A 12,079-nucleotide genomic window follows, 5' to 3' on the forward strand; every position below is an offset into this window, starting at 1 on the left:
GCGCCGGGAGACGCGGGGGGCCGGCGGCTGCGGGGTCAGCCGAGCTTGCTCTCGAAGCCGGCGGAGGCGATCTCTCCGCGGCTGGGGTCGAGGATCTCGCGCAGGGCCAGTTCGATGGCCGACTCGCCGAGCACGTCGTCGAGTTCGCGGAGCGAGAGTCCGGACACGTCGATCAGGTCGCCGTGGAGAGCGGGTTCCTGCTGCATGGATTCTCCTCGGGCGGGGTCACGCCGCCTGGCGGGTGGGCGGGCGCACAGTACAGGATTGTCCGTGCATGGGCGGCTGACTCCAATGATTACAGAAGAATCCTGCTTTGACCATTGCCGTTCCGGTCGCCGGTCGGCGCTTTTATAGTGCAGTCGAAACAGGCGAATTAGCCAGACCGAAAAGAGGGCCCGCAGAAACGGGCGTGGTTCGGATCTGTGACGCGTGACCTATTCCCCCCCTGACTGAATTGGGATAATACGGTAGCTAAGTGCGCATGCCGGCGCAGCGATCTGGCCATGTGGTGATCGGCGGAATGCGAGGTGGACGCGTGTCGTTCCCGGAGACGGCCCCGGCGGTCTGGGGCAAGATCCCGCCGCGGAACAAGAACTTCACCGGACGCGAGGAGCTGCTCACCAAGCTGAAGGCAGGCATCTCCGGCCAGGTCACCGCCGTGCTGCCGCACGCCCTGCACGGGCTCGGCGGCGTGGGCAAGACCCAGATGGCGGTGGAGTTCGCGCACCGGTTCGCCGTGGACTACGACGTGGTGTGGTGGGTTCCGGCCGACCAGCCGTCCCTGGTGCGGCCGGCGCTGGCGTCGCTGGCGCCCAAGCTCGGCCTGACCTCCGCCACGGCCCGGGGCGTCGAGGACGCGGCCAACGACGTCCTCGAAGCGCTGCGCCGCGGGGAGCCGTACCGCCGCTGGCTCCTCATCTTCGACAACGCCGACCAGCCCGAGGACCTCCAGGACCTGCTGCCCCAGGGCCAGGGGCAGGGGCACGTCCTCGTCACCTCGCGCAACCCGCGGTGGGAGGGCGTCGGCCACACCGTCCAGGTCAACGTGTTCAGCCGCGACGAGAGCGTCGCGTTCCTCAACAAGCGCGTCCCGCGCGCGATCGGCGAGGAGGACGCGAACCGCCTCGCCCACGAGCTCGGGGACCTGCCGCTCGCCCTGGAGCAGGCCGGGGCGTTGCAGGCCGAGACGGGCATGTCCGTCACGGAGTACCTGCGGCTGCTCGACGAGTGCACCAGCCAGCTGCTGGCCGAGGGCAAGCCGACCGAGTACCCGGTGTCGATGACGGCGGCGTGGCGGCTGTCGGTGAACAGCCTGGCCGAGAAGGTGCCCGAAGCCGTCGAGCTCCTGCGCTGCTGCGCATTCTTCGGCCCGGAGCCGATCCCGCGCGAGGTGTTCTCCCGGACCCCGCCCGGGATCAGCCAGCCGCTGGCCGGGCTGCTGCGCAACCCGATCCGCCTCGCGCGGGCCTTCGGGGAGGTCAACCGGTACGCGCTGGCGAAGATCGACGCGCCGAGCCGGACCGTCCAGGTGCACCGGCTGATCCAGGCGCTGCTGCGCGACGAGCTGAGCCCGGCGGAGCAGGCGCGCTTCCGCGGCGAGGTGCACATGCTCCTCGTGGCCGCGACGCCCCCCGAGGACGCGGAGTCGCCGGCGAGCTGGCGGCGCTACTCGGAGCTGATCGGCCACGTGGAGCCCGCCGCCGTCGCCGAGAGCACCGACCCCGAGGTCCGCAAGTTCGCCCTCAACATCGTCCGCTACCTGCGGCTGTCCGGCGACTACGCGTTCGCGCAGCACCTGATCGAACGCCTCCTCGACCAGTGGGCGGCCGACTCCGGGGAGGACGACATCGACCTCCTGGAGGGCAAGCGCCAGTTCGGCAACATCCTGCGGGACCTCGGGGAGTACGGCGCCGCCTACGAGTCGAACCTGAAGGCCATGGAGCGGACGGAGGCGCTGGTCGGCCCCAAGCACCGGATGACCCTGCAACTGCTGAACTCGCTCGGCGCCGACCTGCGGGCGCGCGGGGACTTCTCGGACGCCCGCGACCACGACATGCGCTCCCTGGAACGGCACACGGAGGCGTTCGGCGAGTCGGCGCCCGACACGCTGCGGGTGATGCACAACCTGGCGCTCGACCACGGGCTGAACAGCGACTACGTCAAGTCGAAGGAGCTCCACGAGACCGTCTGCCTGAGGTTCGGGGACGTCGCCCTGGGCACCGCGGTCAACGTCAGCAACGCGCTCGGGGGCCTGGCGCGCGCGGTGCGCCTCTGCGGCGAGTACTCCGAGGCCTGCGATCTGGGTGAGGACGCCTACGCCAAGTGCGTCGACGAACTCGGCGCCGAGCACCCGCTGACGCTGCGCGTGGCCAAGGACCTCTCGATCGCGCTGCGCCGCGCGGGCGAGCTGGACAGGGCCCTGGAGGTGGCGCAGGAGGTCAACGCGCGCTCCGTGCGGCTGTTCGGGCTGGACCACCCCGACACCCTGGCCGCGGCGATGTGCCTGGCCAACGGGCAGCGCTGCACCGGGGACCTGAAGTCGGCCCTGGAGCTCGCGGCCGACACGGTCGTCCGCTATCCGAAGGCCTACGGGCCCGAGCACCCCTACAACCACGGCTGCGGCGGGAACCTGGCGCTGCTGCACCGGGTGTGCGGCGACGCGGCGTCCGCGCGGGCGTCCAACGAGAAGGCGCTGGCGGGGCTGGAGGTCAAGCTCGGACGCGACCACCACTACTCGCTCACCGTGGCCACCAACCTGGCCAGCGACCTGCTCGCGCTCGGCGAGGTGGAGTCGGCGTGCAGGCTCGGCCGGGGGACGCTGCGGCGGCTGCGCGCGGCGATCGGGGACGAGCACCCGATGACCCTGGCCTGCGCCGCGAACCTCGCGGTCTCGCTGCGGGAGTCCGGCGACGCGGACGAGGCGGACCGGCTGCACGAGGAGACGATGAGCGCCTACGCCAGGACGCTCGGCCTGGAGCACCCGGACGCCGTCGTCGCGGGGGAGTGGCGCAACCTCGACTGCGACTTCGACCCGCCGCCGATCTAGGCGGCGCCGGAGGGCGAGGGATGCCCGGGGTTGCGGCGGCGCCAGGCGGTCAGGTGCCGTCCCGCGGCCTCGCCGCCGCGGCGCAGGGCCTCGGAGGGGACGGGCTCGTCCAGCCAGGCCCGGACGGTCCGGCCCATCTCGCCGACGAACACCTCGCCCTCGGCGGTGAGCCCTCCGCTGGAGGCGAGGGTGCGGATGACGAGGTCCGTGGCGGCGCGCCAGCGCGCGAAGTCGCTCTCGGCCTCCAGGGCGGCCTCGCCCGTCTCGTGCCGGCGCTGGTCCCGCCAGAACCTGGCGATGCCGAGGTGGGCGTAGGCGCCCTGGAGCAGCCCCGCGACGGGCCTCGGATCCTCCCGCCAGGGCGCGTAGTAGGTGGTGCCGTCGTCGGGGCGGGTGAGGTGGACGGCGTCCAGAAGCCCGGTGAGCTTGGTGTGCTGGACCTCGTGGGCCAGCGTGACCGCGAGGAAGCGGGCGTCGGGCGGGCTGGACAGGCCGATGCTGCCGAAAGCGTGCCTGGGCGTCGCGCTGGACTGCCCCTGTGCCGGGGCGACGAGCGGGGTCAGGACGGACACGAAGGCCGCGACGTCCTCCGCGACGCCCGGATGGTGCTCGACCAGGATGCGCCAGGCGCCGTCCAGGACCGTCTGCCAGTGGTCGAGTTCGGCGCCGCTCAGGCGGTGCGGGAGCCGCTCGGCTCCGGGCATGCGGTCCGGGTCGTGGTCGTCGAGCAGGAAGCCGGCGTGCGCGCCGCGGTGTTCGGCGGTCAGCCTCCGCAGGGCCTCCCAGCCGGGCGCGTCCCGGTGGACGTCGGCCGGCAGCCCGATCCGCAGGTTCCCGGCGACGACCTCCGCCCCGCCCGGTCCGGACCGGACGAGCGCGCTCCTCCGGCCGGGGACGAGGGCGCGTCCCAGCCCGGGAAGGACGATCGCCCCCGAGCGCGCCGGCACCTCGATCTCGCAGGGAAGGCCCGCCTTGACCGCCGCCCCGGCGGCGAGGGCGGCGAGGCCGCCCGGGGCGGCGCCGCCTTCCGCGCCGGACGGGCTGGCGAGAGCGCGCCTGGCCCATTCGCCGACGGTCGGATGCCGCAGCACGGCCTCGGCCGCCTGCGGGGCCCTCTGCTGGATGCGCCCGAGCAGGTCGTAGGCCTCCGCGGCCTGGGGCCCGCCCGCGTCGCGCACGCCCCGCAGCAGCAGGAGGCGCTTGCTGTACTGGGCTCTGTGGAGGAGTTCGACCGCGGCCGGGCCGCCCTCGCCCGCGGCGAGCGCCAGGAAGACCTTCTCGGGGATCCGGTGGACGCCCGGGCTCATCCGGTTCCCTCCTGGGACGACACCTTCCTCGTGTACGCCTCGACGTCCTGCGAGACCGCGTCCCGCACGTGGGTGACCAGGCGGAAGAGGTCGCGGCAGTAGACCGACGGGTTGGCGAAGCCGGTGCCGGAGCGGTACCGGTGGGTGTAGAGGCCGCCGCCGCACACGCGGTGGACGGGGCAGGCCGTACACGCGTCGGCGAGCGCCCGGCGGCCGATCTGGCGCGCGGCCATCGCGGGGAGCATCAGGGCTGCGTCGAAGGTGTCCCGGCCCACGTGCAGTTCGGTGTGCGCGGCGCCCTCGTAGGCGGACTTGAGCGTGTCGACCTGCTCGATGGAGCCGTCGGTCTCCACCACGGCGACCGCGACCGGCGACAGCCCGATCGTCTCGCTGCGCGAGGGGCGGCCGAGCAGCAGCCGGATGATCTCGTCGAACAGCCGGACGCGGGTCTCCCGCACCGGGGTGCGGTACCAGCGTTCGAAGATCGCGACGAGCCAGTCGCCGTACGGTGTCGCGTCGTCGTCGCCGCGGCCCGGAGGCGGGGCGTCCCAGTTGCCGTGCGGGAGCAGGAAGTCGACGGCCGGGGGGCGGTGGGCGAGGAGCGCCTCGTAGGTGGCGACGGGGTCGTTGCGCAGGTCGATCGTGCTCAGCAGGCCGCTGAACAGCCGGCGGTACGCGGGCGTCGTCAGCCGGTGCAGCCCGGTCGTGACCTCCTCGTGGCTTCCCCTGCCGTTGGCGCGGCGGCGGTGGCGGTCGTGGCCGTCCTCGTCGCCGTCCAGGCTGACGCTCGCGTATATGTCGAGTTCGTCGAAGAGTTTCAGGTAGACCGAATCGAGGAGGACGCCATTGGTCTGCAAGTGGAAACTCACCGACGTCCGGGAATCCACGGCCGAATTGACCGCCTCGACCGCGTAGCGGATGTGCTCGGGACCGGCGAGCAACGGTTCTCCGCCGTGCAGGACGACGCCGATCCGGGACAGGTCATTGGAGCGCGCGTGCTCGGCGATGCGGGCGGCCGTGCGGTCCAGGGTGGCGCGCGACATGCGGCGCGGCTGGCGCCGCCAGCTCTGGTCCGCCATCTCGTACATGTAGCAGTAGTCGCAGGCCAGGTTGCATCTGCTGTGGACTTTCAGGACGAACTCGCGGAACGGAGTCGGCCGCCACCCCTGCTCCAGCAGGCTCTGGACGCTCAGGGTGGCCGGCCATTCGTCTTCGGTGGACGTCCGGGCGGCCCCCACGGTCACACCGATCAACTCCCAGCGGGGTTCGCGCAAGTGGATCAAGTTCCCTTTATACATTTATATACGCATTATCATGATCACGGAATCGCGGTCCGGGATTGGTCCCGGCAGCGGATCGGCGCAGGGGTCAGCGCAGGGAGCGGCGGGCTATCAGGGCGGCGTTCAGGAGCTGGAGGTCGCCGGGGCGGGCCGGGTCCAGGCCGGTGAGGGCGCTGATGCGGCGAATCCGGTAGGCGACCGTGTTCGGGTGGACGTGCAGGGCGGCGCCGGTCGCGCGGCGGTCCAGGTCGAGCGCCAGGTAGCGCTCCAGCGTGCGCAGCAGGTCGGGCCTGAGGTCCAGGGGCGCCAGCAGTTCGGCGAGCGCGGCGAGCGCGCCGCTCGGACGGCTCAGCTGGTAGTCCAGCAGGACGTCGGCGAGCCGGTACAGGCCGGGCGGGCGGCCCGCCCGGCGGACCAGGTCCATGATCTCGCCGGTCTGGGCGACGGCGCCCGGGACGCCCGCCGGCCCGGTGATCTCCGCGGCGGCCGTCACCTCGATGTCGGCCGCCTTCGCCGCGCCCGCGACCAGGTCGTGCAGGGTCTCCCACCCGGCGGAGTAGGGGAGCAGGGCCGTCCCTCCCGAGGCGTCCAAAGCGGTGAGCGCGGGCTCGTCGGCGACGGCGTCCAGCGCGGTCCGGACGCGGCGGATCTTGCGGCGGGCCGCGATCCGGGCGCGCTGGCCCGACCCGGCCTCGTCCGGATGCGGGCCGAAGGCCAGCGCCAGGACGGCGTAGCGGGGCGCCGGGCGGTGCCCCGCGGTGTCCCCCGCCAGCAGCGCGGTCATCAGGGCGTGCCGGCCGCCGTGCTCCTGGCTGTCGAGGATCTGCCGCACCTCCAGGTAGGCGGCGCTGACGGCGGAGGTCAGCAGCCGCTGGAAGTCGAGGAAGTAGCCGAGCGCCTCCTGGAAGGCGGGCAGGTCGTCCGGCTCGGCCCCGGCGGTCAGGTCCTCCCAGGCCATGGCCGCCCCGATCTGGTAGGCGGCGAGGATCGCGTCCAGCGGCACGCCCTCCTCGGCCCGCAGCGCCGCCGAGTCGCGCTGCCGGGCGAAGTCGGCCGCGCGGGCGGGCCGGCGCCGCTCCAGGACGTCCGCGAACTGCCGCAGGCTGTGCTGGACGATCCCGGCGACGTCCCCGGCGACCTCCTCCTGCGGCAGCTCGGCGTAGACGGGCAGCTCGGCGAGCAGCCGCGCCACGACGCGGCGGGTCAGCAGCGGCGCGCGGACCCGCAGATGGGCCGCCACCGGCCGGCCCGCCACGCGCAGCGCCGGCGTCTTGTCCCGCGTCACAACGGCTCCCGGAAGAGTCTGTTTTCGCGCCAATTGAACGGCGTGTCCAGATTCTGGACGATCACGGCGACATCGTCCATGACGCCGGGAGTCAGCTCATGAAGCGTCTGTTCAACGGCCGCCCGTCCACCCCCCGGGCCGTCAGGGGCCGGGCCGCGAGGAGCCGAGTCGCCGGAGGCGCGGTCGGCGCGCTCGTTCTGGCGGGCGCGGCGCTCGGCGGGACGGCCGTTCCCGCGGCGGCCGCCGCGGTGGAGTACGTCGCGCTCGGCGACTCGATGGCGTCCGGCCCGCTCATCCCGGACATCACCGGCCCGGTCGGCTGCGGGCGCTCCACCCGCAACTACGCGCACGTGCTGGCCTCCCGCACGGGCGCCGCCCTTCGGGACGTCACCTGCAGCGGCGCCAAGACCACCCACATGACCCAGTCGCAGAGCACCAGCGTCGGCGGCGTCGACACCGGGACCGTCCCGCCGCAGCTCGACGCGCTCACCGCGTCCACCGCGCTCGTGACCCTCACCATCGGCGGCAACGACGTCGGCCTGGTCGGCATCGCCCAGGACTGCGCCACCCTCGACCCCACCGCCACCCCGTGCAAGGGAGAGTTCGAGGACCAGGTGGCCCAGCGCACCCGCGACTTCGGCCCGAAGCTGTCCGCCGTCCTGGACGGGATCCGCGCCCGCTCCCCGAAGGCCCGGATCGTCGTCACCGGCTACGGCCTCTACGTCAGGCGGAACGGCTGCTGGCCCGTCCAGCCCGTGCTGCCCACGGACGCCAACTTCCTCCAGGGCTCCGTGAACGCCCTGAACGACGTGATCCGCCAGCAGACGACCGCGCACGGCGGGACCTACATCGACCTGGTCACGCCCAGCGCCGGCCACGACGCGTGCCAGTCGGCGTCCCAGCGCTGGGTCGAGGGCTACGTCCCCGTCCACTCCGCCGCGCCCCTGCACCCGAACGCGGCGGGCGAGGCCGCGTACGCCGCCGTCCTCGGCGGCGTCCTCGGCGCCTGAGCCCCCTGATGGCCCGTCCCGGCCAGACCCCCGGGCCGGACGGGCCGTAAGCTTCGTGGCGCCGACGGAGGGGTGATCATGAACGAGCAGATGCGCGCCAACACCGCCGCGTACGAGCAGACGATCCGCTCGACGCTCGCGCTCGCCGGGACGCTGGGCGACGACGACTGGGACCGGCCGACCGAGTGTCCCGGCTGGACGGTCAAGGACCAGTTCTCCCACCTCGCCGGCGTGGAGCGCGACCTGCTCGGCGATCCCGCCCCGCCCGTCGAGCTGCCCGAGTTCGAGCACCTCCGCAACGACTTCGCCCGCTACACCGAGCTGGCGGTGCACGCGCGGCGGCCGGTCCCCGGCCCGCAGGTCGCGGCGGAACTGGCGGACGCGCTCGAACGCCGCCTCGTGCAGCTGGCCGGCGAGGACCCCGACCGCGTCCTGATGTGCCCGGACGGCAGGGAGGGCCCCTACACGCGGTTCATGAAGTTCCGCGCCATGGACTGCTGGACCCACGAGCAGGACGTCCGCCGGGCGGTCGGCCGCCCCGGCAACCTCGACGCCCCCGCGGCGCGGTGCTTCTGGGAACTGCTGAGCCGCCCCCTGCCCCGCATCGTGGCGCGGGCGGCGAAGGGCGCGCCCGGTCGCAGCGCCGTCCTCACGATCTCCGGCCCGCCCGACTTCGAGGTCGCCGTCACGGTCGGCGACGACGGCCGCGGCGCGTGGTCCGACGTCCCGGCGTCCCCGTCGGCGAGGATCGCCATGGACTGGGAGACCTACGTCCGGCTGACCGCCGGACGCTGCGCGGCGGGCGACGTCGCCGTCCGCGCCGAGGGCGACGGGGAGCTGGCCGGCGGGATCCTCGCCACCATGGGCGTCACCCCCTGAGCCGCCGCCCCCGGTCCGCGGGCTCTCAGCGGTGCCGGACGGCGTCCGGGAAGTGGGAGGCGAGCAGGTCGGGGGACTCCTCGCGGCCGTCGAGGACGCGGTTGACGCGGGTCACGGCGCGCCAGCCGGACGGGGTGCGGCGCAGCCGCCAGTGGTTGGCGGTGGCGCGGCGCAGCACGAAGCCGTCCGGCCGCTTGACGATCATGAGGGTGTAGCCGACGGCGGTGGCCTCGTCGCCGGAGAGCGTGACATGCGGCGGGCCGACGACGTGCGCGCAGCCGCCGGAGATCCACCGCTGGTGGTTCGCCGAGCGGACCATCGCCTCGATCTCCGGGTGCCCGGTCATCATCAGCTCGTCCACGTCGTAGACGCCGTCCGGCTCCCAGAGCCCGGCGACCTCGGCCGCGGAGCCGCTGTCGACCAGCGGCCCGTAGGACAGGATCAGCCGGGTGATCTCCCGCTCGTCCTCCAGGGCGCGCAGCCGCTCCTCGAGGGCGGCCAGCCGGGCTTCGACGCTCACCGCTCCTCCCCGAAGACCAGGCCGTAGCCGGCGGCCAGCCCGCGCAGGGCGGCGAGCTGCTCGCAGTAGTGCTCCGCCGACTCCGACTCCATCCGGACGCCGGCGATCGTGGCGCCCGCCTCGCGCAGCCGGGCGAGCGCCGTCCCGGCCGCCTCCGGGGCGCCGATCGGGTCCAGCGGGCGGGACGGCGCGAGGACCACGTCGAAGCCGGGCGGCACGTCGGCGTCCGCGAGCATCTCCGCGAGCGTGCGCAGCGGCAGGCCGAACGGCACCCAGCCGTCGGCGTCCAGCGCGCGGCGCAGCGAGCGGCCCGAGCGGCCGCCGATCCACAGCGGGACGCGGTCCTGGACGGCGTGCGGCTCCACGACGAGCCCGGAGTAGGCGTAGTGCTCGCCGCGGTACTCCGGCGTGCGCCGCGACAGGGAGGCGCGCAGCGCCGCCAGCGCGTCGTCGGCGCGGGAGCCGCGGCCGGCGAACGGCGCGCCGAGCAGGTCGAACTCCTCCTCCAGGCTGCCGACGCCGAGGCCGAGCGTGAGCCGCCCGCCGCTGACCCGGTCGAGCGTGCCGTAGCGCTTGGCGATGGCGAGCGGGTGGTGGTAGCCGAGCACGAGCACCTGCGTGGCGAGCCGGATCCGGGACGTGCGGGCGGCGAGGTGCCCGAAGGTCGCGAGCGGGTCCCAGTAGACGCCGCCGCGCTGCTCGGCGGCTTCGGCCGGGACGGCGACGTGCTCGCTGCACGTCAGGTGGTGGTAGCCGAGCCGGTCGGCGGCCCCGGCGATCAGGGCGATCTCCTCGATGCCCGCGCCGCGCTCCCAGGCGGCATGGCCGGGCGGCTGCGCCACCACCGGCGTGACGATCCCGACACGCATCGCTGCTCCCCTCGTTGGTGGAAAAACGTTCTATCACGGTGGCCGGTCCGACCTGGGGCGCGGTCCCGGTGCCGAAGCCTCCGGCTGACCTGCTCTTACTTCCCCTCTTCCGCTGCCAGCAAGCGGTTGCTACATTCCAGGTAACAAGAATTCATTTCAGTCATGTTCTGGGAGGTGCGATGACCGAGGCCACGATGCCGGAGGCAGCCACGCCGGAGGCCATGACCAGGCCGGGGGCCCTGACCGCGCCGGAGGTCATGTCGACCGCGCGCCGGGAGTCGCCGCCGTCGATGATCGAGCGGATGACGCTGATCCTCGACGCGTTCAACGGGCCGACCGCCCGGCTGACCCTGGAGGACGTCGCCCGCCGCACCCGGCTGCCGCGCTCCACCGCGCACCGCATCCTGGACCAGCTCGTCCGGCAGCGCTGGCTCGCGCACCACTCGTTCGGCTACGGGCTCGGCCAGCGCGCCCTCGGCCTCGGCGGGCAGGACGGCGGGCACGGCAAGATCCGCGAGGCCGCCGCGCCGCTGCTGCACGAGCTGCAGGTCACCACCGGGCTCGTCGCGCACCTGGCCGTCCTGGACGGCGCCGAGATCTTCTACCTGGACAAGCTCGGCGGGCGGCTCGCCACCTCCGTCCCGTCACGGGTCGGCGGCCGCGCCCCGGCGCACTGCACCGCCCTCGGCAAGGCGATGCTGGCGTGGCTGGAGCCCGAGCAGGTGGACGCGCTGCTCGGCTCGGGCATCAGCCGCTTCACCAGCCGCACGATCGGCGAGCTCGGCACGCTCCACCAGGAGCTGCACCGCATCCGGCAGCGCCGCGGCCTGGCGTTCGAGCGCGGCGAGTCCTACCCCGGCATCGCCTGCGTCGCCGCGGCGATCCGCGGCGCGGAGGGTCCGGTCGCGGGGATCTCCCTGGTCGGCGACATCCGCGCGCCGCTGGAGAACGTCGCGCCGCTGGTGGTCACCGCCGCCCGCGAGGCGTCGCAGATCCTGTTCCCCGGCTCGGCCCCCGGCGCCCGCGCGGGACGCCCCGGCGGGCGCACCCGGCGCGCCGTGCGGACCGGCGAGGAGACCAGCTGGTCGCCGGAGACGATGAACCGGCTGCTCGCCGTCGACGGGCGCGGCGACTGGATGTGACGGGCGGCCCGAGGTGACGTCAACCCCAGCCCCACCGGTCGCCGACGCCCCACGGGTCGGGCGCGATCGGCGCGTCGGGCTCCCCGACGCCGAACCGGCTGCGGAAGAACACCATCGGGCGCCGCCACGCGCCGTCCACCACCTCGTGCCGGTCCACCGCCAGGACCCGCCCGATCACCACCTCGTGGTCGCCGGCCTCGTGCACGTCGTGCACGACGCAGTGGACCGCGAGCAGGACGTCCGGCAGGGCGGGGGCGCCCCACCGCGACTCCTCCCAGTCCAGCCCCTCGAACTTGGCGCCCCGGCTCGACCCGAAGCGCTCGCACAGCTCGCGCTGCTCCTCGCCGAGGACGTTCACGCAGAACCGTCCCGCCGAGCGGATCCGGGGCCACGACCGCCCGCGCTTGTCCGCGCAGAACAGGATGAGCGGCGGGTCCAGCGACACGGACGCGAACGACTGGCAGGCGAAGCCGACGGGCTCGCCGCCGTCGAGGGCGGTGACCACGGTGACGCCCGTCGCGAACTCCGCCATGGCCTTGCGGAAGTCCGCCGGCTCCGGCGCGGCCGCGTCGGCGTCGTGCAGGGGCGTGAGCGCTGGCTCGGCTGGCATGTGTTCACCTCGGGGCTGCGAGCGGGCGGGCGTTCGAATCCACTATGCGACATTTCTACTAACGGGTACTCACCCGGCACCGGTCAAGGGGCCGCCGGTGAGCCCGAAGGTAGGCACGCCCCTGCGCGCCC

At 73.9% G+C, this 12,079-nt stretch carries 11 protein-coding genes; 4 read left to right on the plus strand and 7 right to left on the minus strand.

What is annotated here, in order from left to right; all coding sequences use genetic code 11:
- Window positions 1-35: 35 nt before the first annotated feature.
- The gene (locus AB0C69_RS09440) at window positions 36-206 is read right to left on the minus strand and encodes an FXSXX-COOH protein (RefSeq protein WP_345179226.1); all 171 of its coding nucleotides are present in this window, start codon (window positions 204-206) and stop codon (window positions 36-38) included.
- Window positions 207-535: 329 nt separating this feature from the next.
- Between AB0C69_RS09440 and fxsT the strand changes: the two genes are divergently transcribed.
- On the plus strand, window positions 536-3,046 hold the full coding sequence (gene fxsT / locus AB0C69_RS09445; protein WP_345179229.1) for an FxSxx-COOH system tetratricopeptide repeat protein: 2,511 nt from the start codon (window positions 536-538) through the stop codon (window positions 3,044-3,046).
- On the opposite strand, the gene AB0C69_RS09450 is transcribed toward fxsT, so the two are convergent.
- The 3 genes from AB0C69_RS09450 to AB0C69_RS09460 form a co-directional block, all read right to left on the minus strand.
- On the minus strand, window positions 3,043-4,353 hold the full coding sequence (locus AB0C69_RS09450; protein ID WP_360351860.1) for an HEXXH motif domain-containing protein: 1,311 nt from the start codon (window positions 4,351-4,353) through the stop codon (window positions 3,043-3,045). The two genes, fxsT and AB0C69_RS09450, sit on opposite strands and share 4 nt — an antisense overlap.
- Complete coding sequence (locus AB0C69_RS09455) at window positions 4,350-5,636, minus strand: FxsB family cyclophane-forming radical SAM/SPASM peptide maturase (protein ID WP_345179233.1); 1,287 nt, start codon at window positions 5,634-5,636, stop codon at window positions 4,350-4,352. The genes AB0C69_RS09450 and AB0C69_RS09455 overlap by 4 nt, the downstream gene beginning before the upstream one ends.
- 85 nt (window positions 5,637-5,721) lie before the next feature.
- Window positions 5,722-6,918, minus strand: a complete 1,197-nt coding sequence (locus AB0C69_RS09460) for a helix-turn-helix domain-containing protein (RefSeq protein ID WP_360351864.1) — start codon at window positions 6,916-6,918, stop codon at window positions 5,722-5,724.
- 98 nt (window positions 6,919-7,016) lie between these two features.
- On the opposite strand from AB0C69_RS09460, the gene AB0C69_RS09465 reads away from it, so the two are divergent.
- Window positions 7,017-7,928: an SGNH/GDSL hydrolase family protein gene (locus tag AB0C69_RS09465; RefSeq protein WP_360351867.1), complete on the plus strand. Its 912-nt coding sequence runs from the start codon at window positions 7,017-7,019 to the stop codon at window positions 7,926-7,928.
- A gap of 78 nt (window positions 7,929-8,006) precedes the next feature.
- On the plus strand, window positions 8,007-8,807 hold the full coding sequence (locus AB0C69_RS09470; RefSeq protein ID WP_345179239.1) for a maleylpyruvate isomerase family mycothiol-dependent enzyme: 801 nt from the start codon (window positions 8,007-8,009) through the stop codon (window positions 8,805-8,807).
- 25 nt (window positions 8,808-8,832) lie between these two features.
- On the opposite strand, the gene AB0C69_RS09475 is transcribed toward AB0C69_RS09470, so the two are convergent.
- Entirely contained in the window at window positions 8,833-9,327 is a 495-nt protein-coding gene (locus tag AB0C69_RS09475) for a nuclear transport factor 2 family protein (protein WP_345179241.1), read from the minus strand.
- A complete protein-coding gene (locus AB0C69_RS09480; RefSeq protein ID WP_345179243.1) occupies window positions 9,324-10,196 on the minus strand; it encodes a TIGR03619 family F420-dependent LLM class oxidoreductase in 873 nt (290 codons plus the stop codon). The genes AB0C69_RS09475 and AB0C69_RS09480 overlap by 4 nt, the downstream gene beginning before the upstream one ends.
- 179 nt (window positions 10,197-10,375) lie before the next feature.
- Here AB0C69_RS09480 and AB0C69_RS09485 point away from each other — a divergent pair, with 179 nt between their 5' ends.
- On the plus strand, window positions 10,376-11,338 hold the full coding sequence (locus AB0C69_RS09485; RefSeq protein ID WP_345179244.1) for an IclR family transcriptional regulator: 963 nt from the start codon (window positions 10,376-10,378) through the stop codon (window positions 11,336-11,338).
- A gap of 19 nt (window positions 11,339-11,357) precedes the next feature.
- On the opposite strand, the gene AB0C69_RS09490 is transcribed toward AB0C69_RS09485, so the two are convergent.
- Window positions 11,358-11,948 carry a flavin reductase family protein gene (locus AB0C69_RS09490; RefSeq protein ID WP_345179246.1) on the minus strand — a complete coding sequence of 197 codons (591 nt, stop codon included), beginning with the start codon at window positions 11,946-11,948 and terminating at the stop codon, window positions 11,358-11,360.
- Between the last annotated feature and the right edge of the window lie 131 nt (window positions 11,949-12,079).

Origin of the sequence: Actinomadura sp. NPDC048032, from assembly GCF_040653175.1 — a bacterium.
Taxonomy (GTDB): domain Bacteria; phylum Actinomycetota; class Actinomycetes; order Streptosporangiales; family Streptosporangiaceae; genus Spirillospora; species Spirillospora verrucosospora.

What these genes read in the sequence shown, in the direction of transcription:
- AB0C69_RS09440 (WP_345179226.1), bottom strand. Translation starts at nt 206, where the DNA reads ATGCAGCAGGAACCCGCTCTCCACGGCGACCTGATCGACGTGTCCGGA.
- AB0C69_RS09450 (WP_360351860.1), bottom strand. Translation starts at nt 4,353, where the DNA reads ATGAGCCCGGGCGTCCACCGGATCCCCGAGAAGGTCTTCCTGGCGCTC.
- AB0C69_RS09465 (WP_360351867.1), top strand. Translation starts at nt 7,017, where the DNA reads ATGAAGCGTCTGTTCAACGGCCGCCCGTCCACCCCCCGGGCCGTCAGG.
- AB0C69_RS09470 (WP_345179239.1), top strand. Translation starts at nt 8,007, where the DNA reads ATGAACGAGCAGATGCGCGCCAACACCGCCGCGTACGAGCAGACGATC.
- AB0C69_RS09480 (WP_345179243.1), bottom strand. Translation starts at nt 10,196, where the DNA reads ATGCGTGTCGGGATCGTCACGCCGGTGGTGGCGCAGCCGCCCGGCCAT.
- AB0C69_RS09485 (WP_345179244.1), top strand. Translation starts at nt 10,376, where the DNA reads ATGACCGAGGCCACGATGCCGGAGGCAGCCACGCCGGAGGCCATGACC.
- AB0C69_RS09490 (WP_345179246.1), bottom strand. Translation starts at nt 11,948, where the DNA reads ATGCCAGCCGAGCCAGCGCTCACGCCCCTGCACGACGCCGACGCGGCC.